The sequence below is a fragment of the Peterkaempfera bronchialis genome (assembly GCF_003258605.2).
In the GTDB taxonomy this organism is placed as follows: domain Bacteria; phylum Actinomycetota; class Actinomycetes; order Streptomycetales; family Streptomycetaceae; genus Peterkaempfera; species Peterkaempfera bronchialis.
Genome location: NZ_CP031264.1, coordinates 6,359,273 through 6,383,530 on the forward strand (window position 1 = coordinate 6,359,273; position 24,258 = coordinate 6,383,530).

The following is a 24,258-nucleotide window of genomic DNA, read 5'->3' on the forward strand; positions in this document are numbered from 1 at the left end:
ATGGACGCCCTGCCGCGCCGGTCCGCATTGGGTAGCGTCGCCGGTATGACGACTTCGCTCATCACCGGCGCCACGGCCGGGATCGGTGCCGCCTTCGCCCGCCGGTTGGCCGCCGACGGGCATGACCTGGTCCTGGTGGCCCGGGACGGCGGGCGGCTGAAGGAGGCCGCCGCCCGGCTGGGCCGGGTGCGCGGCCGGGAGGTGGAGGTGCTGGTGGCCGACCTGGCCACCGAGGAAGGCATCGAAGCGGTGGAGCGGCGGCTCTCCGACCCGGAGCGCCCGGTGGACCTGCTGGTGAACAACGCCGGGTTCGGCAACCGGGGGGCTTTCCTTGCTGTGCCGCAGGCGGACGAGCTGAGGATGCTCAAGGTCCATGTGGAGGCGGTGCTGCGGCTGACCACGGCGGCGCTGCCCGGGATGCGGGCGCGGGGCCGGGGCGGGGTGGTCAATGTGGCCTCGGTGGCGGCGTTCCTGCCGCGCGGGACGTACGGGGCCAGCAAGGCGTGGGTGGTCAGCTTCACCCAGGGCATCGCCCGGGACCTGGCCGGTTCGGGGGTGCGACTGCTGGCGCTCTGCCCGGGGTTCACCCGTACGGAGTTCCACGAGCGGGCCGGGATGGGCACCTCCGCCATCCCGGGCTGGGCGTGGCTGTCGGCCGACAAGGTCGTGGCCGAGGCGCTGCGCGACCTGGCGAGGGGGCGCACCCTCTCGGTGCCGAGCTTCCGCTACCGCGCGGTGGTCGGGCTGAGCCGGCTGCTGCCACCGGGTGCGCTGGGCGGCGCGTCGTCCAGGGCGGGGCGGCAGTACCGCACCGACTGAGCCGAGTCCGGGGCGGGGGAGGCGCACCCGGACGGCTCGTCGCGGCGCGGACCGGTCGCTCTCCAGTACGTGTCGCAGCTCCACCTGTGTGGCAGCTCCGCGAGGTCGGCCGCGCGGCGCCGCTTGCGCTTGTGGGTACGGGTTCCTGGTGAAGGGGGGTCGGCGGGTCGCTGGACGCCTCGCTGGCCCGTGGAGGCCGTGGCCTGGAATGCAGGCCGCACCTCTTAGGTTGCCTAACTATGAGCATTGCTCTGTATGCTCGAAGTCGACCCCCGCACCCAGGAGCCGCCCGTGAAACCGCAGGGACCCGCCTGGACCCCGCCCACGCTCGCCCCAGGCGAGCACCGCCCGCCGGCGCAGGTGCGCCGCATCGTCGCGCTCTTCCGCCCCTACCGGGGCCGGCTGGCCGTGGTGGGCCTGCTGGTGGGGCTCTCCTCGGTGGTCTCGGTCGTCTCGCCGTTCCTGCTGCGCGAGATGCTGGACACCGCCATCCCGGACGGCCGCACCGGGCTGCTCAGCCTGCTCGCCCTGGGCATGGTCGCGGCGGCGGTCGTCAACAGCATCTTCAATGTGCTCCAGACGCTGATCTCCACCACCGTCGGCCAGCGGGTCATGCACGACCTGCGCACCGCCGTCTACAGCCACCTCCAGCGGATGTCACTGGCCTTCTTCACCCGCACCCGCACCGGCGAGGTGCAGTCGCGGATCGCCAACGACATCGGCGGCATGCAGTCCACCGTCACCTCCACCGCGACCTCGCTGGTCTCCAACCTCACCGGCGTCATCGCCACCGTCGTCGCCATGGTCGCCCTGGACTGGCGGCTGACCGTGGTCTCGCTGCTCCTGCTGCCGCTCTTCGTCTGGATCAGCCGCCGGGTCGGCAGCGAACGCAAGAGGATCACCTCGCAGCGCCAGCGGCAGCTGGCCGTGATGTCCTCCGCCGTACAGGAGTCGCTGTCGGTCAGCGGCATCCTGCTGGGCCGGACCATGGGCCGCGCCGACTCGCTCTCCCGCGAGTTCACCGAGCAGTCCGACAGCCTGGCCGACCTGGAGGTGCGCTCCAGCATGGCCGGGCGGTGGCGGATGTCCACCATCCAGATCGTGATGGCCGCCATGCCCGCCGTCATCTACTGGGCCGCCGGTCTGGCCACCGCCGCCGGCAGCCCGGTGGTCTCGCTGGGCACCCTGGTCGCCTTTGTCTCCCTCCAGCAGGGGCTCTTCCGGCCGACCGTCAGCCTGCTCTCCACCGGCGTCGATGTGCAGACCTCGCTGGCGCTCTTCCAGCGCATCTTCGAGTACCTGGACCTGCCGGTCGACGTCGCCGAGCCCGCCGTACCGGTGCGCAAGGACCGCATCCGGGGCGAGGTCCGCTTCGAGGGCGTGGAGTTCGCCTACGACCCGGCCGCCGGACGGCCCACCCTCGGCGGCATCGACCTCACCGTCCCGGCCGGTGGCAGCCTCGCCGTGGTCGGCGAGACCGGATCGGGCAAGACCACCCTGAGCTACCTGGTGCCGCGCCTGTACGACGTGACCGGCGGCCGGGTGACCCTCGACGGCACCGACGTCCGCGCCCTCTCCTTCGAGACCCTGGCCGCCGCCGTCGGCGTGGTCTCCCAGGAGACGTACCTGCTGCACGCCTCCGTCGCCGACAACCTGCGCTTCGCCCGGCCCGACGCCACCGACGCCGACCTGGTCGCCGCCGCCAAGGCCGCCCAGATCCACGACCACATCGCGGGCCTGCCCGACGGCTACGACACCCTGGTCGGCGAGCGCGGCTACCGCTTCTCCGGCGGCGAGAAGCAGCGGCTCGCCATCGCCCGCACCATCCTGCGCAACCCGCCGATACTCATCCTGGACGAGGCCACCAGCGCCCTGGACAACCGGACCGAGCAGGCCGTCCAGCAGGCCGTGGACGCGCTCGCCGTCGGCCGTACCACCATCACCATCGCCCACCGGCTCTCCACCGTCCGCGACGCCGACCGGATCGTCGTCCTGGACCACGGCCGGATCGCCGAACAGGGCACCCATGAGGAGCTGGTGGCCCTCGGGGGCCGCTACGCCGCCCTGCTCGCCCGCGACGGCCTGCTCGCCGAAGCGGCCGAAGCCGCCTGAGCAGCCTGAACAGCCTGAGCCGCCCCGGCGGCAGTGCCGGCAGCAGTCCCGGCCGCTGCGCCGAGCGCTTCGGCGTCATGCCTCCGGCAGCACCGACCGGACCGCCTCCGGAGACCGGCCGACCACCGTGCGGCCGTCGTCCGCGGTGATGATCGGCCGCTGGATCAACGCCGGGTGCGCCGCCAGCGCCGCGATCCACCGCGACCGGTCACCCGTCCCGCGCGGCCAGGAGGCGATCCCCAGGTCGGCGGCGACCGGTTCGCCGGTACGGGTGATCTCCCACGGCTCCAGGCCCAGCCGCTCCAGCACGGCGGCGATCTCCGCCTCGCCCGGCGGGTCGTCGAGATAGCGGCGGACGGTGTACTCCGCTCCGGCGCCGTCGAGCAGCTCCACAGCCGAGCGGCACTTCGAGCAGGCGGGATTGAGCCAGATCTCCATTTGCACAGGGTAGGACCCGGAAGGCACACGGCCCGCCACCCGCTTCCGGCGTCAGGCAGCCGCACTCCCGGACACCACGCCATGCGGGTCCAGCACATACTTGCGGGCCGCACCCGCGTCGAACTCCCGGTAGCCGCGCGGTGCCTCGTCCAGCGGGATCGGGGTGGCGTTCACCGCCTTGGCGATCTGCACCCGGTCATGCAGGATCGCCTGCATCAGCTGCCGGTGGTAGCGCATCACCGGACACTGCCCGGTGGCGAAGGAGAGCGACTTCGCCCAGCCCAGCCCGATCCTGATCGACAGCGAACCCACCTTGGCCGCCTCGTCGGACGCCCCCGGGTCGCCGGTGACATACAGGCCCGGGATGCCGACCGCGCCGCCTGCGGCGGTGACGTCCATGACGGTGTTCAGCACCGTCGCCGGCCGCTCGGTCCCGGAGTCGCTGCCCTGGCCATGCGCCTCGAAGCCCACCGCGTCGACCGCGCAGTCCACCTCCGGCACGCCCAGCAGCTGCTCGATCTGGTCCCTGGGGTCGCCCTGGGAGACATCGACGGTCTCGCAGCCGAAGCTGCGCGCCTGCGCCAGCCGCTCCACGTTGAGGTCGCCCACGATCACCACGGCGGCGCCCAGCAACTGCGCCCCGGCCGCCGCAGCCAGCCCGACGGGGCCCGCCCCGGCGACGTACACGGTGGAGCCCACCCCCACGCCCGCCGTGACGCAGCCATGGAAACCGGTCGGGAAGATGTCGGACAGCATGGTCAGGTCGCGGATCTTCGCCAGCGCCTGGTCGCGGTCGGGGAAGACCAGCAGGTTCCAGTCCGCGTACGGGACCATCACATACTGGGCCTGGCCGCCGACCCAGCCGCCCATGTCCACGTACCCGTACGCGGAGCCCGGCCGGTCCGGGTTCACATTCAGGCAGATGCCGGTCTTGCCCTCCTTGCAGTTGCGGCACCGCCCGCAGGCGATGTTGAACGGGACCGAGACCAGGTCGCCGACCTTCACAAACTCCACGTCCCGGCCGGTCTCCACCACCTCTCCGGTGATCTCGTGGCCCAGCACCAGCCCGGCGGGTGCGGTGGTGCGGCCGCGCACCATGTGCTGGTCGCTGCCGCAGATGTTGGTGGCGACGCACTTGACGATCACGCCGTGGTGGCACTCGCGCCCCACGTTGTCCGGGTTGACGCCCGGGCCGTCCTTCAGCACGAAGCCCGGGTAGTCGATGGACTCCACCTCCACCCGGCCCGGCTCCTTGTACACCACAGCCTTGTTGCCCGGCATCGTCGACCTCCGCTGTCCGTCTGTCCGTCTCTCCGTCGATGGCTCGGTCGTCTCCCCCTCTCCCAGGGTGCCGCCGTCCGGCCACCGGTGCAGAACACCCCCGGCCGGACGCAGCGGAAAGTGACCGGCGTGTCGCCGTCCGTACTTTTGCGGGGCGAGAGGTGTCATATCGGGCATGACGGGAATGACCACCCGCGTCGCCAGAGACGCCCCATACCGAGACGATCCCGTACAGAGGCGACCCGGACAGGGAGGCACAGTGCCCCGATCGACCAAGCGCACGGCCGTGACCGTCGCGACCACGCTCCTCGTGACCGGCGGCGCCGTCTTCGCCGCGACCACCGCGTCCGGCGCCACGGCGGCCCCGGCCCACCGGAACGGGACGGCGGCCGTGCGGGAGGCCCCCGCCGCGGCCCCGTCCGGATTCGTGGACCTGCCCACCCGGCCCGTCGCCAACGACGGCAGGGCCCACGAGTTCACCGTGCACTACCGGAACATCGGCACCGCCCGCGTGGTGGCCCCGCAGGTCCTGGTCGAGTCGCCCGAGGCCGGCCCCTATCTGGCGCCCGGCGACGTGCGGCTGGAGCAGTTCGACGTGGCCACCCAGCAGTGGACGCCCGTGCCGCTGGAGACCCAGACCGGCACCCTGTACACCGCCATCCCCGCCACCGGACGGCTGCTCCCCAGCGGCGCCGACCTGGACGTCCAGTACCGGCTCACCGTCGAACCGGCCGGAGTCGCCGCCGCCCGGCAGGCCGTGATCCAGCCCCGGATCGTGCTCTTCGGCTCCGGCTCCGGCCCTGTCCTCGGGACCTGACCCCTACAGATACAGTCCGTCGGCGGCCGGTGCCGGGGACGGCAGCAGCGGGGACCGGCCACGCCGCAGCGCATAGAGCTCGGCCAGCGTGGACGGCCCCGGGGCGGCCGCGCCGTCGATGCCCGCCCCGGCGTCGCGGGCCAGCCACCGTGCCGACTCCTCCCCGGTCAGCCGCCCCACCTCCACCCGGGCCAGGCAGCGGCCCGGCCGCACCACCGCCGGGTGCAGCCGCTCCACGTCCTCATTGGTGGTGATCGCCACCAGGACGTTGCGGCCCTGTCCCAGCAGCCCGTCCGTGAGGTTGAGCAGCCGCGACAGCGCCTGCCCGGTGGCCCGCTTGGCGCCGCCCCGGATCAGCTCGTCGCAGTCCTCCAGCAGCAGGAGCCGCCACCGCCGCGCATCGTCGCCCTCGTCGTCGTCCGACGTGGCCAGCGCCACCTGGAGCAGATAGGCGGGGTCGGAGAAGAGCTGCTCGGGGTCGAGGACGCAGTCCATCCGGCACCAGTCGCGCCATGACCGGGCCAGGGTGCGCAGCACCGACGTCTTGCCGGTGCCCGGCGGGCCGTGCAGCAGCAGAAGGCGGCCCGAGACCTCCTCCGGGCGGACCTTCATCAGGGCGTCGAAGGAGTCGGCCACCGGTGCCGTGTAGTTGCCGCGCACCTCGGGCCAGGTCTCGGCGCTGATCTGCCGCGTGGTCCGGCTGGGGCCGTGGCCGGTCAGATGCCAGAAACCCATGAGGACCACGTCCCCCTCGGCCGGTGGCGGCTCCTCCGCGTCGTCCACGGCCTGCGCCAGGACCCGCTCCGCCAGGCCGTCGTCCACGGCGGTCACGGTGACGTCCGCGTGCTTGCTGCCGCCGTGGCCCACCCAGCGGGTCACCTTCAGCGTCCAGCCGTCGCCCTCGGCGAGCAGCGCGGAACGGTTCTTCTCCCGTGAGGAGCGGACCACCCGGCAGCCGGGCGGCAGCAGCGTCGCCTCCCCCTTCACCCGCTGCAGGGAGGTGGAGCGGCACCACGGCTGCTCGCCGGAGGTGAAGCGGGCCAGCGCCAGCGCGTCGACCACGTCGAAGGGGGAGTCGCTGTCGTCCAACTGCACCTGTATCGGCAGCGTGCGGTGGACGTCGGCGGAGACGCCGATGGGGACGGGGGCGGGGAGGGAGGCGGCGATGGGGACGGGTGTTCCGTTCGCGGAGTGCTGTGCGGACATGGGCGCCATGATCCGGCACCCGGCGGTCGCTGCCCACCGCTTTTCACCACCCCGTCCGGCCGGTCTCCCGGGACGCCGCAAGCCGGACAACGATGTCGCGCTGACGCTGCTGAAGGGTTGACATGTACGCCGTGGGCGGCGACCATCGGCATACGGTCTTGGGAGCGCTCCCACCCGTGGATGATGCCGCCGTGCGGAGCGCCCGTGCCTCCTCGTGTCGACGGGGCCGACCCGACCGCTGCCACCCGCAGGGCCCCGGGTTCGCCCTGGGCCCGAACGCCCATGTCGGGCCCGCCGCATGCCGGAGCGTTCACGCATGCGCGCCCACCCGCAGCTCGCATTCCCGCCCCATCCCACCCCCACGGGGGCGAGGTAAGGAGAACCACCACCATGCTTGTGCTCCACCGCAGGCGGTTGACGGTGGGGGCTGCGCTCGCAGCCCTGGCCGCCGGCGTCGCCGCTCTTCTGCTGCCGGCCGAACCGGCCTACGCGCACGGGGCGATGACCGCCCCGGCAAGCCGCACCTATGCCTGCTACGTCGACGGCCTGACCTCCAGCAACGAGATCAAGCCCCAGAACCCCGCCTGCGCGGCTGCGGTCGCCGCTGGCGGCACCCAGCCGCTCTACGACTGGTACGGCGTGCTGCGCTCGGACGGCGCGGGCCGCACCCGAGGCTTCATCCCGGACGGGCAGCTGTGCAGTGGCGGCAACACCAAGTACGCGGCGTACGACGCGGCGCGCAACGACTGGCCGGCCAGCACCGTGCAGCCCGGTGCCCAGGTCGACATGACCTATGGCGCCTGGGTGCCGCACCCCGGCGGCTTCAAGCTCTATGTCACCAAGGACAGCTACAACCCGACCAAGCCGCTGTCCTGGAACGACCTTGAGGACCAGCCGTTCCTGACGGCCGACCCCGAGCCGGCCGTGGTCGGTGGCGCGTACCACCTGACCGGGCGCCTGCCGTCCAACAAGTCCGGACGCCACATCATCTACTCGGTGTGGTACCGCTCGGACAGCCAGGAGACCTTCTACGGCTGTTCCGACGTGGTCTTCAGCGGCTCGCCCGTCACCACGCCGCCCACCACGCCGCCGACGACTCCGCCGACCACGCCGCCCACCACGCCGCCGACGACCCCGCCCACCACGCCTCCGGCGACCACCTGCAAGGCCACCGTCTCGGTGGACAGCTCCTGGCAGGGCGGCTTCCAGGCGACCGTCACGGTCAAGAACACCGGTACCGCCCCCATGAAGGACTGGTACGGCAGCTGGACCATGCCCTCGGGCACGGCCGTGAGCCAGGGCTGGAACGGCACCTTTATGACCAGCGGCACCACGACCATGGTGCATGCCCCGGACTGGAACTCCACCCTGGCCCCGGGCGCCACCGCGACGGCCGGCTTCCTGGCGACCAACACCGGTGCCAGCGCACCGTCGTCCTTCGCCAACGTCGCCTGCGGCTGATCCCGGCACCGAACCGCTCGCACCGGTCGCACCGGTCGGAGAGCCGCACCGACCGGTGAACCGGAGCCCACCCCGGAGGCGGTGGCGCAGCCCTGGCTGCCCCACCGCCTCCCCGCCGTGGTCGCCGACGCGTACGGCCGGTCAGCCAGCCGGTCAGCCGGTCAACTCGGCCACCAGCGCGCCCAACTGCTCCACCTCCAGCAGAAAGGCGTCGTGCCCATACGGCGACTCCACCACCCGCAGCCGGTCGGCGCCGGGGATGCCGGCCACCAGACGGCGCTGCTCGGGCAGCGGATACAGCCGGTCGGAGTCCACACCCGCCACCACGGTCGGGGCGCCGACCCGGCGCAGCGCCGCCGCCGTGCCGCCCCGGCCCCGGCCGATGTCATGGCTGTTCATCGCCTCGGTGAGGACCACATAGCTGCCCGCGTCAAAGCGGCGGGCGAGCTTGCCCGCGTGGTGGTCCAGATAGGAGCCGACCGCGTACCGGCCGCCGTGCCATGGATCCTCACCCCGCTGGGCGGCGCGGCCGAACCGGGCGTCCAACTCGTCCGGCGACCGATAGGTGAGGTGGGCTATCCGGCGTGCGGTGCCCAGCCCCGCATGCGGCCCGCCGCCCGGCCCGGCGTCATGGTAGTCGCCGCCGCGCCACCGGGGGTCGGAGCGGATCGCGGCCACCTGGGCGTGCGCCCAGCCGAGTTGCTCCGCCCCGGAGGCCGCCGGGCAGGCGGCCAGCAGCAGCGCGCCGACCCGCTCGGGATGGCCGACCGCCCACTCCAGGGCCCGCATGCCGCCCATGGAGCCGCCCAGCACCAGCGCCCACCGCTCGATGCCGAGCGCATCCGCGAGCGCCACCTCCGCCGCCACCTGGTCACGCACCGTCAGATGCGGGAAGGAGCCGCCCCATCGGACGCCGTCCGGGCGCCGGGAGGACGGTCCGGTGGTGCCCTGGCAGCCGCCCAGCACATTGGGGGCGACCACAAACCAGCGGTCGGTGTCCACCGCCCGGCCCGGCCCGATCAGCCCGTCCCACCAGCCGGCGGTGGGATGCCCGGGCCCGGCCGGGCCGCTGACATGGCTGTCGCCGGTCAGCGCATGCAGCACCAGGACGGCGTTGGAGCCGTCCGGCGCGGGTTGCCCCCAGGTCTCGTACGCGATCCGGACGCCGGGCAGTGCCGCACCGGACTCCAGCGCCAGCGGCCCGGGCAGCGCCGCCCACCGCCGCCGCCCGACCGGGTCGCCCTCCTGCCAGGCGCCGGTGGCAGGCGGCAGCGGGTCGGCCCCCACCGGGCCGGTCCGCTGCCGCACCGGTCGCGGCGCCCGGACGGTCAAGCGGTCCCCTTGACCGCGCGGAAGCCGGACTCCAGGTCGGCCTTGAGGTCCGCCAGGTTCTCGATGCCCACCGAGAGCCGTACCAGCCCCGGGGTGGCGCCGGTGGCGGCCAACTCCGCCTCGCCGAGCTGGCTGTGGGTGGTGGACGCCGGGTGGATGATCAGGCTGCGGACGTCCCCGATGTTGGCCAGGTGGCTGAAGAGCCGCACCGCGTCCACGAACCGCTTGCCCGCCTCCACCCCGCCGCGCAGTTCAAAGGAGAGCACCGCCCCGGCGCCACGCGGCAGATAGCGCTGCCCGGCCTCGTACCAGCGGTTGGACGCCAGCCCCGGGTAGTGCACCGCGTCGACCTCGTCGCGGCCCTCCAGCCACTCGGCGATGGCCAGCGCATTGGCCGAGTGCCGCTCCAGACGCAGCGACAGCGTCTCCAGCCCCTGGATGACGAGGAAGGAGTTGAACGGCGCGATGGCCGGGCCGAGGTCGCGCAGCAGCTGCACCCGCAGCTTCACCGCGAACGCCGCCGCGCCCAGGTCCGGCCAGTAGCGCAGGCCGTGGTACGAGGGGTCGGGCTCGTTGAAGTCCGGGAACCGGTCGGCGTGCGCCCCGTAGTCGAAGGTGCCGCCGTCCACCACCACTCCCGCGATGGCGGTGCCGTGGCCGCCCAGGAACTTGGTCGCGGAGTGCACCACGATGTCGGCGCCGTGCTCGATCGGCCGCAGCAGATAGGGGGTGGGCACGGTGTTGTCCACGATCAGCGGCACGCCCGCCGCGTGGGCGACATCGGCGACGCCCCGGATGTCCAGCACATTGCCGCGCGGATTGCCCAGGGTCTCCGCGAAGAGCGCCTTGGTCTCCGGCCGGATCGCGGCCCGCCATGCCTCCAGGTCGTCCGGGTCGTCGACAAAGCTCACCTCGATGCCGAACCGGGGGAGCGTATGGCGCAGCAGGTTGTAGGTGCCGCCGTACAGCGAGGTGCTGGAGACGATGTGGTCGCCCGCCTTGGCCAGGGTGAGGATCGCCAGGGTCTCGGCAGCCTGCCCGGAGGAGGTCGCCACCGCTGCCACCCCGCCCTCCAGCGCGGCGATGCGCTGCTCCAGCACATCCTGGGTGGGGTTGTGGATACGGGTGTAGATATTGCCCTCCTCGGCGAGGGCGAAGAGGTCCGCTGCGTGCTTGGTGTCGCGGAAGACAAAGGAAGTCGTCTGGTAGATCGGTACGGCGCGGGCACCGGTCGCCGGGTCGGGCGCCGCTCCGGCGTGCACCTGCTTGGTCTCGAACGACCAGGCGGGGGTGTCGGTCTCGGCCGAGGCGACGGCCAGCTCCAGCTCGGCGGTGGCGGGGTCGACGGACGGGCTCATGGGTGGACTCCAGGGGTACGGGGGCGCAGCGGTCCCGGGGCGGGGCGCTGCTGCGCAGGGACGGTCTGGGAACGCAAAGCGGCAGGGAGGTGCGCAGGCAGCCGCTCGGGACCAGGGCCCGGGCGCGGCGGAGGAGCCGCTGTGCGGCGCGGAAGGAGAACGCGGAAGGAGAAAAGGAGAAAGCGACTGAGGATCAGACGGCATCCGACCGGATGCGGCCTCCGGGATCAGCCCAGACGGCGACAGCCGGTGCTGGTGATGCGCCCGTAGTCCACGTGGCGACGGATCACAAGCACGGTCATGCGCCAACCCTAGCGCCGCCTCGGGCCGCCGCGCCAGGGATCCTGGCAGGTCGGCGAGTTGTTCGGACCTGCGGGCCGCCGGGTTTCGGGGCCAGGCCACCACAACGGCGCCTGCCTTGCTAGCGTGGCCCGATGCCTGATGATCAGCAACTGCGGCCCCGCCTTGGCGTGATGTTCGACCGGGATCGGCCCCCCGAGGAGCTGGCCGCCTTCGCCGTGGCCGTGGAACGCCTCGGGGTGGACGACCTCTGGGTGGTGGAGGACCTGCCCTGGGCCGGTTCGATCGCCGCCGCCACCGCAGCCCTGGCCGCGACCGAGCGGCTGCGGGTCGGCATCGGCATCGCCCCCGCGCCGCTGCGCAACCCGGTGCTGCTGGCCATGGAGTTCGCCACCGTGGCACGGCTCTTCCCGGGCCGCCTCGCGGCCGGCATCGGGCACGGCGTCGCCGAGCTGCTGGCGCCGGCCGGCGCCCTGCCGCAGGCCAGGCTGGCACTGCTGGAGGAGACGGTCACCGCCGTACGGGCGCTGCTGCGCGGGGAGACCGTCACCCTGAAGGGCCGCGCCGTCCACCTCGACGGCGTAGAGCTGGTGCACCCGCCCACGGTGGTTCCGCCGGTCCTCGCCGGAGTGGTCCGGCCGCGCTCGCTGGAGCTCTCCGGGCGGGTCGCCGAGGGCACCGTGATGGCCGAGGGGCAGGGCCCGGACGAGATCGCGGCGGCCCTCGACCGGATCGACGCGGGCCGCCGGGCCGCCGGCTCCGACGCGCCCCACCAGCTGGTCGTCTTCACCCATCTGCGGGTCGACGACGACCCGGAGCGGCTGCGCGAGGCGACCGAGGAGACCGTCACCGGTCACGCCGCCTGGCTCGGCGTCGATCCGGCCGACCTCTTCCTGGCCGCGGGCCCCGGGTCGGTGGTGGCCGCCCGGGTCCGCTCCCTCTGGGAGGCGGGCGCGGACTCGGTGGTGCTGCGCCCGATCGGCGCCGACCCGCTGGACCAGGTCCGGGCTGCGCTGGAGGCACTCGGCCGGGCCTGACGCCGGGAACGGTCGGGAACGGTCGGGGACGGTCGGGAAGGGTCGGGGACGTCGCCGGCTGGCGCCGGGGGTGTTGCCGGATGTCGCCGGGTGGCAGTGGGTGGTGGGGGCGGGCGGTGGTGGCGGTGGGTCAGGGGCGGGGGATGTTGCGCAGGTTGGAGCGGGCCATCTGCACCATCCGGCCGACGCCGCCCTCCAGCACCATCCGCCCCATCGACAGCGCGAAGCCGCTCACCTGCTCGCCGGTGATCTTCGGCGGGATGGAGAGCGCATTGGGGTCGGTCACCACGTCCACCAGCGCCGGTCCCCGGTGCTTCAGCGCCGCCCGCAGGGCGCTCCGCAGCTCCTTGGGCTTCTCCACCCGCACCCCGAAGGCGCCGCATGCCTCCGCCACCGCCGCGAAGTCCGGGTTGCGGTAGCGGGTGCCGAACGACGGCAGCCCGGACACCAGCATCTCCAGTTCCACCAGGCCCAGCGAGGAGTTGTCGAAGAGCACCACCTTCACCGGCAGGTCGTACTGGACCAGCGTCAGGAAGTCGCCCATCAGCATGGAGAACCCGCCGTCCCCGGACATCGACACCACCTGCCGCCGCCGGTCCAGGAACTGGGCGCCGATCGCCTGCGGCAGGGCGTTGGCCATCGAGCCATGGGTGAAGGAGCCGATCACCCGGCGCCGGCCGTTGGGGGTGAGGTAGCGGGCCGCCCAGACGTTGCACATCCCGGTGTCCACGGTGAAGACCGCGTCCTCCGCCGCCTCCTCGTCCAGCACCGCCGCCACATACTCGGGGTGGATCGGCACATGCTTCTCCACCTTGCGGGTGTAGGCGCCGACCACGCCCTCCAGGGCGTCGCTGTGCTTCTTCAGCATCCCGTCCAGGAACCGCCGGTTGGTCTTCTCCTTCACCAGGGGGGTGAGGCAGCGCAGCGTCTCGCCCACATCGCCCCAGACCGCCAGGTCCAGCCGGGAGCGCCGCCCCAGGTGCTCGGCCCGTACATCGACCTGGGCGATCCGTACATCGTCCGGCAGGAAGGCGTTGTACGGGAAGTCGGTGCCCAGCAGGAGCAGCAGGTCACACTCGTGCATCGCCTCGTATGCCGCGCCATAGCCGAGCAGTCCGGACATCCCCACGTCATACGGGTTGTCGTACTGGATGAACTCCTTGCCGCGTAGGGCGTGGCCGACCGGTGCCTTGACCCGTTCGGCGAAGGCCATCACCTCGGCGTGCGAACCGGCCGTGCCGCTGCCGCAGAAGAGGGTCACCTTGCCGGCGGCGTCCACCAGCCGGGTCAGCGCGTCCAGGTCGGACTCGCCGGGGCGGACCAGCGGCCGGCGGGTGACCAGGGCGTGCTCGCTGGCCCGCTCCGGGGCCGGCTGGGCCGCCACATCACCGGGCAGCGCGATCACCGCCACCCCGCCGAGCCCCACGGCGTGCTGCACGGCGGTCTGGAGCACCCGGGGCAGCTGCCCGGCGGTGGAGACCAGTTCGCAGTAGTGGCTGCACTCGCGGAACAGCTGCTCCGGGTGGGTCTCCTGGAAGTACGCGGTGCCGATCTCGCTGCTGGGGATGTGGGAGGCCAGGGCCAGCACCGGCGCCATGGACCGGTGGGCGTCGTACAGGCCGTTGATCAGGTGCAGATTGCCGGGTCCGCAGGAGCCCGCGCACGCCCCCAGCCGCCCGCCGATCTGTGCCTCGGCCCCGGCGGCGAAGGCGGCGGTCTCCTCGTGGCGGACCTGGACCCAGTCGATGCCGCGATGGCGGCGGACGGCGTCCACCACCGGGTTGAGGCTGTCGCCGACGACGCCGTACAGGCGCTGCACACCTGCCCGCACCAGGACCTCGACGAACTGCTCGGCAACGGTCTGCTTGGCCATCGGGAACCTCCGGGCGGGGGCGGTGGGCACCGTGCCCATCCCCGCATGCGCGGGGGGACGGTGCCACCGGAGAGGCCGCCCGGTGCGGCCGAAAGAAGGAGGGGAGGGGAGAGCGCGGGGGAGGGGCGCATACGACCGTCGGTGCCGCACCAGTGCGGGGCGCGGCACCGACGACCGTGCGTGGCGGTCCGGCCGACCCTCAACGGCCGACCGCCGGTCCGTACACCACCGGGAGTCTGGCCCCCGCAGCGTCGAGAGGGCCGGACAGCGACTCGCGGTCGGCGTCGGATGTCCTGGCAGCGCTGTAGTGCTGGCTTCAGCATTCGAACGATGGCTGGCCGGGCCTTTGCCCTACAGTGCTGATGCCTATATTGCTTTCATGTTTCGCAGGCGTCAATCCCTACGTTGTGTTCACCTTCTGAACTGTCGGTGACGGAGGGTGCGCGGCCCTTCGCTGGACGCCTGCCTGCTGCTGGGGCGGGTTCGGCGGCGGTCCGACGCACCGCTCGGCGGGGTGCCGTAAAGCCTCAGTCGCCCCTGGCCGCACGGCAGTTGCTGCCGCACGGTACGGTGGCCATTCACAGGGACGGTTGTGTGACGGCCGCCTTGCACGGGTAGTCTTCGCCCACGGCCCTGGCGCCTCGTAGGGGTGGGAAGTCTCATGGAACAGATGCATGTGCGCAGCAGGCCCCGCGTACCGGCGATCCAGTGCGGAGTCGGTGCAACGGGTCGGCGCGTCGACCGCCACCTGGCGGTGCTGGGCGCCCCTGCGCTTCCGGCGGTCGACACCGCCGACGCGGCGGGCCTGATAAGGGAGCTCACACCTCGCGGTATGAGTACACCGGCAGCCCCGAGCCGTAGTGCCCGGGTCTCGCTGCTCGCACCGCTCCGGCGGCTGCGGCGCAGCCTCTTCGGAGGCCGGAGCTAGCTCCCGGACTGCGGCCGACGGCCCGGTGGACCACACGGTCCACCGGGCCGTCGGCGTGCCCGGCGTGCCCGGCGTGCCCGGCCGCGCCGCGCCGGAGCCGCCTTCTGCCGCAACGCGGCGCGCGCCAGGAGTCGATCCTCCGCAAGCTGGGCATGGATCACGGCGCGTCCTGCCCCGACCGCCGGTGACCCCCGTCGGAGTGCCGGTGTGCTCCGGCAGCGTTCGGTGGCGGGCCCACCGACGACGGCCCTCCCACGGGCCAGGACCGAGGAGACCCAATGGTGCACGAGCGGGCCGGGCAGCCGGCGCAGCCCGGAGACCTGGTGGACGTGGCCCGGCTGGTCACGGCCTACTACGCCCTGCACCCCGACCCGGGCGAGCCCGCCCAGCGGGTCGCCTTCGGCACCTCGGGCCACCGGGGCTCCGCCCTGAACGCCGCCTTCAACGAGGACCACATCGCGGCCACCAGCCAGGCGATCTGCGACTACCGGGCCGCCCAGGGCATCGACGGGCCGCTCTTCCTCGGCGCCGACACCCACGCCCTCTCCGAACCGGCCCGGGTCACCGCCCTGGAGGTCCTGGCCGCCAACGGCGTCACCGTACTGATCGACGCTGCGGACGGCTACACCCCCACCCCGGCCGTCTCGCACGCCATCCTCACCCACAATCGGGACGGGGAGGGGGGCTGGGGCCGGGGCCGGGGCTCTAGTGGGGCGGCCGACGGCATCGTGGTGACCCCGTCCCACAACCCACCCGCCGACGGCGGCTTCAAGTACAACCCGCCGCACGGCGGCCCGGCCGGCTCTGACGCCACCTCCTGGATCCAGGACCGGGCCAACGCGCTGATCGAGGGCGGCCTCAAGGAGGTCCGCCGCATCTCCTACGCCCGGGCGCTGGCCGCCGACACCACCGGCCGGTACGACTTCCTCGGCCGCTATGTGGACGACCTGCCCGCCGTGCTCGACCTGGACGCCGTGCGGCAGGCCGGAGTGCGGATCGGCGCCGACCCGCTCGGAGGCGCCTCGGTCGCCTACTGGGCCCGGATCGCCGAACGCCACCGCCTGGACCTCACCGTGGTCAACCCGCTGGCCGACCCCACCTGGCGGTTTATGACCCTGGACTGGGACGGCAAGATCCGCATGGACTGCTCCTCCCCGTACGCCATGGCCTCGCTGATCGGGCAGCGCGACGCGTACACCGTCGCCACCGGCAATGACGCCGACGCCGACCGGCATGGCATCGTCACCCCCGACGGCGGCCTGATGAACCCCAACCACTACCTGGCCGTCGCCATCCGCTACCTCTTCACCCGGCGGGCCGACTGGCCGAGCGGCGCCGGGGTCGGCAAGACGCTGGTCTCCTCCTCCATGATCGACCGGGTGGCGGCCGACCTGGGGCGGCGGCTGGTGGAGGTCCCGGTGGGCTTCAAGTGGTTTGTCGACGGGCTGGGCGACGGCTCCCTCGGGTTCGGCGGCGAGGAGTCCGCCGGAGCCTCCTTCCTGCGCCGCGACGGGCGGGTGTGGACCACTGACAAGGACGGCATCCTGCTGGCCCTGCTCGCCTCCGAGATCACCGCCGTCACCGGCTCCACCCCCTCCCGGCACTACGCCGAACTCACCGCCCGCTTCGGCGACCCCGCCTACGCCCGGGTCGACGCACCCGCCTCCCGGGAGGAGAAGGCGGTGCTGGCCAGGCTGTCGCCGTCGCAGGTCACCGCGAGCGAGCTGGCGGGCGAACCGATCACCGCCGTCCTCACCGAGGCCCCCGGCAACGGCGCCGCCCTCGGCGGGCTCAAGGTCTGCACCGAGAGCGCCTGGTTCGCGGCCCGGCCCTCCGGCACCGAGGACGTCTACAAGATCTATGCCGAGAGCTTCCAGGGGGCCGACCATCTGGTCCGGGTGCAGGAGGAGGCCAGGGCGCTGGTCTCGGGGGCGCTGGGTGGGGCGGGCTGAGGAGAGGGCGGGCTGATGGAGAGGACGGGCTGATGGAGAGGACGGCCTGATGGAGAGGACGGGCTGATGGAGAGTGGGTCGGCTGGTCTGGGCGGTCCGGGGGACGCGCCCATGCTGCTCCATGGGCTGGCCGCCGCGTCCCGGGCCGTCGCTGCCGAGCCGGCCCGCAATGCCAAGATCGGCCTGCTTGCGGAGTGCCTGCGGGAACTCGGCCCCGAGGAGGCGCCCGCCGCCGTCGCCCTGCTGTCGGGCGAGGCACGGCGGCTGCGGGTCGGCGTCGGACCGGCCGCCCTGCGGGACCTGCCCGACCCGGCCGGGCAGCCGGAGCTGGGCGTGCGTGAGACGGAGGACGCCCTGGCCAGGATCGCCGCCGTCCATGGCCCCGGCGCCCAGGCGGAGCGGCGGCGGCTGCTGCACGGCCTCTTCGCCCGGGCCACCGAGGAGGAGCAGGGGTTCCTGAGTGGGGTGCTGGTCGGCGAGCTGCGCCAGGGTGCGCTGGACGCGCTGATCGGGGATGCCGTGGCCAGGGCGGCGGGGGTGCCGGTGGCTGCGGTGCGCAGGGCGCTGATGTTCCGGGGCTCGGCGCGGGCCGTCGCGGCGGCGGCGCTCACCGGGGGAGCGGCGGCGCTGGCCGCCTTCGGGCTGGAGGTGGGGCGTCCGGTACGGCCGATGCTCGCCGCCTCGGCGCCCGATGTCACCGCCGCGCTGGAACGGGTCCGGCCGGCCGCCCTGGAGTGGAAAATCGACGGGATCCGGGTGCAGGTGCACCGGGAAGGTGACGGCGTCGCGGTCTTCACACGCAGCCTGGACGAGATCACGGCCCGGGTGCCCGAGGTGGTGGAGGCCGCCGCCGCGCTTCCGGTGCGGTCGGCGGTGCTGGACGGCGAAGCGATTGCCCTGGGGCCGGACGGGCGGCCTCGGCCCTTCCAGGTCACGGCGGCCCGTACGGCGTCGCGGCAGGACCCGGAGCGGCTCCGGGCCGAGGTGCCGCTGCATGTCTTCTTCTTCGACCTGCTGCACCGTGATGGCCAGGACCTGCTGGACCTGCCCGGTGAGCAGCGCTGGGACGCTCTGGCGGGGACGGTCCCGGAGGCGCTGCGGGTGCCTCGGACGGTCACGGGTGACGTGGACGAGGCGCATGCCTTCTTCCGGGACGCCCTGGCCCATGGGCACGAGGGCGTGGTGGTCAAGGACCCCGCCGCGCCGTATGCGGCCGGGCGGCGAGGCGCGGGGTGGATCAAGGCCAAGCCACGGCACACGCTGGATCTGGTGGTGCTGGCCGCCGAGTGGGGGCATGGGCGGCGACGGGGGTGGTTGAGCAATCTGCATCTGGGGGCGCGGGGTGGTGGGGAGGGGGTGTGGAGGGGGTTGGGTGATGTTGGGGAAGACGTTCAAGGGGCTGACGGATGAGCTGCTGGCGTGGCAGACCGAGGAACTGCTGAGGCGGGAGGTGGGGCGCTCGGCGTGGGTGGTGCGGGTCCGGCCGGAGCTGGTGGTGGAGGTGGCCTTCGACGGGCTCCAGCGCAGTCCTCGTTACCCGGCGGGGCTCGCGCTGCGCTTCGCCCGGGTGCTGCGGTACCGGGATGACAAGGGGCCGGAGGAGGCGGACACGGTGGACACGGTCCGGGAGCTGGCGGCTGAGGGGTTGTGACGGGGCCGGGTCTCAGTCCTCTGGGAGGGCCTCGTGCCCGGGGTGGCCGGCGGTGCGCCGGCGCTCCTTCATCTCGGCCTCGTGGACATGCCGCCGCCCGCCCACCAGTTCCCGGCGGGCCTTCTCCTCCAGCGAGCGGAACACCGCGTAGTAACCGTCGTCGAACTCCTCCACCACCTGGTAGGTCCAGCGCCCGGAGAGCACATTGCGGCCGATCAGCTCCCGCCGCACCTCGGCGGCGAGCGCATCGCGGCCGAGGCTGTCCAGCGCCTCCACCACCTCGTCCAGCAGCGCGTCGGCCCTGCCCACCAGCTGATGGAAGTCGTACAGGGCACCACGGGCCCGCTCCAGCCGCTCCAGCGCCTCGGAGAACCGTCCCGCCGCCGTCACCGCCAGATCCGGCGTACCGGGCGGCCGGCGGTGCTCGCCGTCGACCGACGACCGTCCATCCCGCTGACCCACGCCACACCCCTACCCCACGCCGGGCACGGCACGCCGGGCTCCGTGTGCCGACCGCCCGGCTCGGCCCGCAGGGGACACCATGGGTCCATGGCCGACACATTCCTCACCCGAACCTTTGACCTCACCACCGGCTCCCAGGAGGCGGCGGTGGACATCACCGAACGCTGCGCCGCCTTCCTCGGCGAGGTGGCGGCGGGCCGCGACGGTCTGCTGAACGTCTTTGTGCCGCATGCCACGGCGGGGATTGCCGTGATCGAGACGGGGGCGGGCAGCGACGACGATCTGCTGGCCGCGCTCCGGGAACTGCTGCCGGCGGATGACCGGTGGCGCCACCGGCACGGCAGTCCCGGGCATGGGCGTGACCATGTGCTGCCCGCGCTGGTGCCGCCGCATGCCACGCTGCCGGTGGTGGCGGGACGGCTGGTGTTGGGGACGTGGCAGTCCGTGGTGCTGGTGGATACCAATCGGGACAATCCGCGTCGTACGGTGCGGCTCTCTTTTCTGGGGTGATCGGGAATCGGGGCGGGGTCAGCCGGAGCAGGCGCTGCGCTGGGCCTGTTGCCAGGTGCAGAGCGGGCAGAGGGGGGTGCCGGGGAGGGTGGCGGGGTGCTCGGTGGGGGCGCCGCAGAGGACGCAGTCCGCGAAGGGGGCCGGGTCGTGGGCCGGGTCGTCGGCCGGGTCGGGGTGGGGCATGGGCGTGCTCCTTGACGGGTCGTGGTGCTGCGTGGGTGGTTGGGGTTGTTGGGCTGGTGCGGGTGTCGGCCGGTCCGGGGTGGGGGGTCCCGGACGTCCGGTGCTCGCCGGTGTCCCCCTGCGCTCGTTCCTCGCTCCGGGGGAACCGTCGGCATCCTCCTGAGTGTCCGGGACCCCCCACCCCTACCCGTCCGCCACCCTCCGCCCGGTGGGGGGAGGGTCTGTGGGTGGTTGGGGTGGGTGCTCCGGCTTCGGTCAGGGGGCTTCGGGGCTGGTGGGGTTCCCCATCTCTCCCCGTCGGCTCCCCTGTGCCTGGTGGGTGGCTGGTGTGGGTGCTCGGGCTGCTGTCAGGGGGCTTCGGGGCTGGTGGGGTGGAGGGTGGAGCCGTGGCGGCCCTTGTGGACGAGGAGTTGGGCGGGGATGCGGTGGCGGAGGTCGGCGACGTGGCTGACGATGCCGACGGCGCGGTCCCGTTCGCGGAGGCCGTCCAGGACGTCGAGGACCTCTTCGAGGGCGTGTTCGTCCAGGGTGCCGAAGCCCTCGTCGATGAAGAGGGTGTCCAGGGGCATGCCACCGGCTTCGTCGGTGACCACGTCGGCCAGGCCGAGGGCGAGTGCCAGGGAGGCGAAGAAGCTCTCGCCGCCGGAGAGGGTGGCGGTGTCCCGTTCTGTGCCGGTCCAGGCGTCCACCACGCGGAGTGAGAGTCCGGAGCGCCGGGTGCCCGCTGCCTTGCCGTCGCTGTGGACGAGGGTGTAGCGGCCACCGGACATGCGGACCAGGCGGCTGCTGGCGGCGGCGGCCACCTGTTCCAGGCGGGCGGCGAGGACATAGGACTCCAGGCGCATCCGCAGCCGGTTGTCGCTGCTGGTGCCGGAGGCCAGCTGGGAGAGGCGGCTGATCCGGGTCTGTTCGGCGAGGGCGGGGGCCAGGGTGGTGGCTCGGGTGGTCAACTCGGTGCCCAGGCGGTGCAGTTCGGTGCGGCGGCGGCGGGCGGCTGCCTCGGTGGCGGCGGCGGTGCGCAGGCGGGTGGTGGCGGCCTCCAGGGCGGTCTGGGCCGAGGTGGGGTCGGCTGGGGGGTGGGCGGCGGCGGAGAGCAGGTCGGGGTTGCGGAGCAGGTCGTCGACGGCGGCCTGTTCGCTGTCCCAGCGCTCCAGCCGGGTCTGGAGGGCGTCCAGTTCGGCGGGGGGCAGCAGTGCGGAGGCGGCGTCGGAGGGGGTGGCGAAGCCGGCGGCGACGGCGGAGGCGGCGACCTCGGCGTCGGCGTCCTTGAGCCGGGCGGCGGCGTCGGCGGTCTCGCGGGCTGCGGTGACGGCTGTGGACAGTCGGTCGGCGTGGTGGGTGAGCCGGGTGGTGCGCTCCGCCACGGAGGGGGCGTCACCACGGGCACGGTCCAGCCGGTCGGTGAGGGCCTGCTGTTCGGGGAGCAGGGTGTCCAGCAGGGCGGTGTGGGCGGCCTGGCGGGTGGTGGCGAGCTGCTGCTGGGCCAGGTACTGCTCGCGTTCGGCGGCGAGGCGGGTCAGGGCCTGTTCGGCGGGAACCAGGTCGTCGGCGGCGTGCAGGGCGGCGGTGAGGGTGGCTGCCAGGGCGGTGAGGTCCGCTGTGAGGGCCGAGACCGGGGTGTCCCCGGCGATGGCGGTCGCGGCGGCGGCCTGCTCGCGGAGCGCGCGGACCGTGTCGGTGGCCCGCTGGGCGGCGGCGTCGGCGTCATGGAAGGCCGTCTGGGCGGCCTGCTCGTCCTCGCGGGTGACCCGGGTGGGGGAGGGCCGGGTGGGGGAGGGGTGGGCGGCTGATCCGCAGACCGGGCAGGGGTCGCCGTCGCGAAGCCGTTCGGCCAGCTCGGCGGCCATGCCGTCCAGCCGCTGTTCGCGGAGGTCCAGCCAGGCGGTGCGGGCCTGGGCCGCGAGGTGGTGGAGGGCGGCTTCGTCGGTCTCGGCGAGGCGGGTCCGGGTCAGGAGGTCGTCGCGGGTCTGGGCTGCGGTGAGTCGGCGTTCCGCCTCGTGGCGGTGGGCGGTGGCCTGCTCCGCGAGGGCTGCGCCCTCCTGGGCGGCGGTCAGCCGCTCGCGGAGCCGGTTCTCTTCGCGGGGGAGGTCGGCGAGGCGTCGCTCGGCTTCCTGGCGCAGCTCCTCGGCGGCGCGCGACTCGGCTTCCAGGCGGTGGAGCTCGGCTGAGACCTCGGTGTGGCGGCGCTCGTCCTGGCGGGCCGCCTCCAGCCGGACGATGTCGGCCCGTGCCTGGGCCTCGGCGGTGGCGAGCTCCTGGACGGAGGCGTCCCGGTCGGGGCCGAGGGCTGCTCGGGCCGCGCGTTCGTGCTGCTCGGCTGCGGTGTAGGCGTCGGCGGCGGTGCGGTGCAGGCGCAGGGCCGACTCGACCACGGCGGCGGACCGGGCGGCGGTGAGCCGTCGGCGGTCGGCATCCCGGTCGGGTGCGGCGGCGGCCAGGTCCCGGGCGCGCTGCTGGGCGTCGCGGTGGCGCCGCTGGTGCTCGGCCAGGTGGAGGATGCGGGTGCTCTGGTGCTGGCGTTCGAGGTGGTCCTGCTCGGCCAGCTGGAGGGCGGACCGGGCGATGGTGTGCTGCTCGTCGGCGTCGCAGCGCAGGACGGCGGCCCAGCCGAGGGCGTGGTCGGTTGCTTCGGGGGGTGGTTCGGCGTGGTCGCCGGCCTCCTGGTCCAGCCGGGCGATCAGCTGGCGCAGTCCGTCCTGGGCGGCGTGGAGGCGTTCCTCGCCGGCGCGGCGCCGGTCGGCCAGCCACTCTTCGACCTGGCCGAAGCGGCGGGTGTCGAAGAGCCTGCCCAGCAGGTCGGCGCGCTGGGTGGCGTCGGCGCGCAGAAAGCGGGCGAAGTCGCCCTGGGGGAGCAGCACCACCTGGCAGAACTGGTCGCGGCTCATCCCGAGCAGCCGGGCGATCTCCTCGCCGACCTCCTGGTGGGACTTGCTCGCGGCGGTCCAGCCGGTGCCGTTCCACTCGCGGAGCAGGGTCTGCGCCTTCTCGGTGGTGACGCCCCCGCCGCGCTTCTTGGGGCGGGGCTGCTCGGGGCGGCGGGTGATCTCCAGGCGTCGGCCGCCCAGGGTCACATCCAGGACCACCTCGGTGGGCAGGTGGGGGTCGGCGTGGTCGCTGCGCAGCCTGGTCGGCCTGCGGTCGCCGGGTACGGAGCCGTACAGGGCGAAGCAGACCGCGTCCAGCACGCTGGTCTTGCCGGCGCCGGTGGCCCCGCGCAGCAGGAAGAGGCCGGAGGCGGCGAGGGTGTCGAAGTCGACCTGCTCGGTCCCGGCGAACGGGCCGAAGGCGGTGATGGTGAGGGAGTGGAGTCTCATCGGGCGTCCTCGCGGACGGCTTCGAACGCCTCGCGCAGCCAGCGGCTCTCGGCGGGGTGGAGTTCGGTGCCGGGCCGTACGTGCTGGACGAAGCCCTCGGCGACCTCCAGGTCGGCCCGGCCGCGCACCCGTGCGCCGTAGGAGGGGAGGCCGTCCTCGGGCCGCTCGTCGGGGTCGAAGAGCAGTTGGAGGGTGTGCGGGAAGCGGCGCCGGAGCCGTTCCATGGGGTCGGCGGGGCGGCCCGGGTCGGTGAGGGTGACCTGTATCCAGGAGTCCTGGTGGGCGTCCAGGTCGGGGTCGGCGAGCAGGTCGGCCAGACGGCCGCGCAGGCAGTAGAGGGGGCGGGGGACCGGGCAGTCGACCCGCTCGGCGGCCACCGAGCCGTCGGCGCCGAGCTCCACCAGCCACATGGTCTTGCGCTGGCGGGCTTCGGAGAAGGAGTAGGCGAGGGGGGAGCCGCTGTAGCGCAGCCGGGGGGTGAGGGTCTGGCAGCCGTGCAGATGGCCGAGCGCGGTGTAGTCGACGCCGTCGAAGACGGAGGCGGGGACGCTCGCCACTCCGCCGACGGTGATGTCGCGCTCGCTGTCGCAGGGCTGCCCGCCGGTGACGAAGGCGTGCGCCAGTACCACGGAGCGGGTGCCGGCGGGGCGGTCGGCCAGGTCGGCGCGGACCCGCTCCATGGCGGCGCCCAGGACGGCGGCGTGCCCGCCGCGATCGAGCCCGAGGTCGGCGCGGACCAGGGCGGGTTCCAGGTACGGCAGGCCGTAGAGCGCCACCGGGCCGTGCTCGTCGGCCAGCAGGACCGGGGTGGCGCAGCCGGCCGGGTCGGTGCGCAGATGGATGCCGGCCCGGCCGATCAGTCCGGCGGCCACGCCGAGGCGGCGGGCGGAGTCGTGGTTGCCGCTGATGAAGACCGCCGGTACGGCGAGGTCGGCCAGCCGGTGCAGGACGTCGTCGAAGAGCGCCACCGCGTCCAGTGAGGGCAGCGCCCGGTCGTAGACGTCCCCGGCGACCAGCACGGCGTCCACCCGCTCGGTCCGGACCGTCTCCACCAGGTGGTCCAGGAAGGCGCGTTGGGCCCCGAGCAGGCTCTCCCGGTGGAAGGACCGGCCGAGGTGCCAGTCGGAGGTGTGCAGCAGGCGCATGGTCAACGACCCTAGCGGGAGGGTCGGACAGCTGGTGCCCGGGTGGCGGAGCGTGGGCGGGTGGTGGCGGAGGGTAGGG

At 73.6% G+C, this 24,258-nt stretch carries 18 protein-coding genes and 1 pseudogene; 9 read left to right on the forward strand and 10 right to left on the reverse strand.

Annotated elements, in window-relative coordinates; genetic code table 11:
- Window positions 1-45: 45 nt before the first annotated feature.
- On the forward strand, window positions 46-819 hold the full coding sequence (locus C7M71_RS27150; protein ID WP_111490045.1) for an SDR family NAD(P)-dependent oxidoreductase: 774 nt from the start codon (window positions 46-48) through the stop codon (window positions 817-819).
- A 291-nt stretch (window positions 820-1,110) separates the two neighbouring features.
- Entirely contained in the window at window positions 1,111-2,931 is a 1,821-nt protein-coding gene (locus C7M71_RS27155; RefSeq protein WP_229758948.1) for an ABC transporter ATP-binding protein, read from the forward strand.
- 75 nt (window positions 2,932-3,006) lie between these two features.
- On the opposite strand, the gene C7M71_RS27160 is transcribed toward C7M71_RS27155, so the two are convergent.
- Window positions 3,007-3,369 (reverse strand): arsenate reductase family protein, encoded by a 363-nt coding sequence (locus C7M71_RS27160; protein ID WP_111490032.1) that lies wholly within the window; start codon window positions 3,367-3,369, stop codon window positions 3,007-3,009.
- Between the two features lie 51 nt (window positions 3,370-3,420).
- Window positions 3,421-4,650: a formaldehyde dehydrogenase, glutathione-independent gene (gene fdhA, locus C7M71_RS27165; protein ID WP_111490033.1), complete on the reverse strand. Its 1,230-nt coding sequence runs from the start codon at window positions 4,648-4,650 to the stop codon at window positions 3,421-3,423.
- A gap of 259 nt (window positions 4,651-4,909) precedes the next feature.
- Between fdhA and C7M71_RS27170 the strand changes: the two genes are divergently transcribed.
- Window positions 4,910-5,467, forward strand: coding sequence for a hypothetical protein (locus tag C7M71_RS27170; protein ID WP_162824419.1), 558 nt, complete (start codon window positions 4,910-4,912; stop codon window positions 5,465-5,467).
- A 3-nt stretch (window positions 5,468-5,470) separates the two neighbouring features.
- Here C7M71_RS27170 and C7M71_RS27175 read toward each other — a convergent pair whose 3' ends face one another.
- Complete coding sequence (locus C7M71_RS27175) at window positions 5,471-6,682, reverse strand: DUF5925 domain-containing protein (protein WP_407675948.1); 1,212 nt, start codon at window positions 6,680-6,682, stop codon at window positions 5,471-5,473.
- A gap of 381 nt (window positions 6,683-7,063) precedes the next feature.
- Here C7M71_RS27175 and C7M71_RS27180 point away from each other — a divergent pair, with 381 nt between their 5' ends.
- Complete coding sequence (locus C7M71_RS27180; RefSeq protein ID WP_111490036.1) at window positions 7,064-8,134, forward strand: lytic polysaccharide monooxygenase auxiliary activity family 9 protein; 1,071 nt, start codon at window positions 7,064-7,066, stop codon at window positions 8,132-8,134.
- 153 nt (window positions 8,135-8,287) lie between these two features.
- Here the strand turns inward: C7M71_RS27180 and metX are convergent, their stop codons facing one another.
- Window positions 8,288-9,466: a homoserine O-acetyltransferase MetX gene (gene metX / locus C7M71_RS27185; protein WP_407675949.1), complete on the reverse strand. Its 1,179-nt coding sequence runs from the start codon at window positions 9,464-9,466 to the stop codon at window positions 8,288-8,290.
- On the reverse strand, window positions 9,463-10,824 hold the full coding sequence (locus C7M71_RS27190; protein WP_111490037.1) for a bifunctional o-acetylhomoserine/o-acetylserine sulfhydrylase: 1,362 nt from the start codon (window positions 10,822-10,824) through the stop codon (window positions 9,463-9,465). The genes metX and C7M71_RS27190 overlap by 4 nt, the downstream gene beginning before the upstream one ends.
- A 434-nt stretch (window positions 10,825-11,258) precedes the next feature.
- On the opposite strand from C7M71_RS27190, the gene C7M71_RS27195 reads away from it, so the two are divergent.
- A complete protein-coding gene (locus C7M71_RS27195) occupies window positions 11,259-12,161 on the forward strand; it encodes an LLM class flavin-dependent oxidoreductase (protein ID WP_111490038.1) in 903 nt (300 codons plus the stop codon).
- Window positions 12,162-12,291: 130 nt separating this feature from the next.
- Here the strand turns inward: C7M71_RS27195 and C7M71_RS27200 are convergent, their stop codons facing one another.
- A complete protein-coding gene (locus tag C7M71_RS27200) occupies window positions 12,292-14,034 on the reverse strand; it encodes a pyruvate dehydrogenase (RefSeq protein ID WP_111490039.1) in 1,743 nt (580 codons plus the stop codon).
- A gap of 661 nt (window positions 14,035-14,695) precedes the next feature.
- Between C7M71_RS27200 and C7M71_RS32290 the strand changes: the two genes are divergently transcribed.
- The 3 genes and pseudogenes from C7M71_RS32290 to C7M71_RS27215 all read left to right on the forward strand — a co-directional run bounded on the left by C7M71_RS32290 (window position 14,696) and on the right by C7M71_RS27215 (window position 18,565).
- Window positions 14,696-14,962: a hypothetical protein gene (locus C7M71_RS32290; RefSeq protein WP_111490040.1), complete on the forward strand. Its 267-nt coding sequence runs from the start codon at window positions 14,696-14,698 to the stop codon at window positions 14,960-14,962.
- A 278-nt stretch (window positions 14,963-15,240) separates the two neighbouring features.
- A complete protein-coding gene (gene pgm, locus C7M71_RS27210; RefSeq protein ID WP_111490041.1) occupies window positions 15,241-16,914 on the forward strand; it encodes a phosphoglucomutase (alpha-D-glucose-1,6-bisphosphate-dependent) in 1,674 nt (557 codons plus the stop codon).
- 111 nt (window positions 16,915-17,025) lie between these two features.
- Window positions 17,026-18,565 (forward strand): annotated as a pseudogene (locus tag C7M71_RS27215) (ATP-dependent DNA ligase).
- 12 nt (window positions 18,566-18,577) lie between these two features.
- Here C7M71_RS27215 and C7M71_RS27220 read toward each other — a convergent pair.
- Entirely contained in the window at window positions 18,578-19,027 is a 450-nt protein-coding gene (locus tag C7M71_RS27220) for a hypothetical protein (protein WP_111495559.1), read from the reverse strand.
- A gap of 87 nt (window positions 19,028-19,114) precedes the next feature.
- Between C7M71_RS27220 and C7M71_RS27225 the strand changes: the two genes are divergently transcribed.
- Window positions 19,115-19,537 carry a secondary thiamine-phosphate synthase enzyme YjbQ gene (locus C7M71_RS27225; RefSeq protein WP_111495561.1) on the forward strand — a complete coding sequence of 141 codons (423 nt, stop codon included), beginning with the start codon at window positions 19,115-19,117 and terminating at the stop codon, window positions 19,535-19,537.
- Window positions 19,538-19,555: 18 nt separating this feature from the next.
- On the opposite strand, the gene C7M71_RS31130 is transcribed toward C7M71_RS27225, so the two are convergent.
- From C7M71_RS31130 to C7M71_RS27235, 3 genes are all read right to left on the reverse strand, one after another.
- Window positions 19,556-19,720: a hypothetical protein gene (locus C7M71_RS31130; protein ID WP_175607752.1), complete on the reverse strand. Its 165-nt coding sequence runs from the start codon at window positions 19,718-19,720 to the stop codon at window positions 19,556-19,558.
- 347 nt (window positions 19,721-20,067) lie between these two features.
- Entirely contained in the window at window positions 20,068-23,034 is a 2,967-nt protein-coding gene (locus tag C7M71_RS27230) for an AAA family ATPase (RefSeq protein ID WP_114914604.1), read from the reverse strand.
- Entirely contained in the window at window positions 23,031-24,179 is a 1,149-nt protein-coding gene (locus C7M71_RS27235; RefSeq protein ID WP_111494687.1) for an exonuclease SbcCD subunit D, read from the reverse strand. The genes C7M71_RS27230 and C7M71_RS27235 overlap by 4 nt, the downstream gene beginning before the upstream one ends.
- Window positions 24,180-24,258 lie beyond the last annotated feature (79 nt).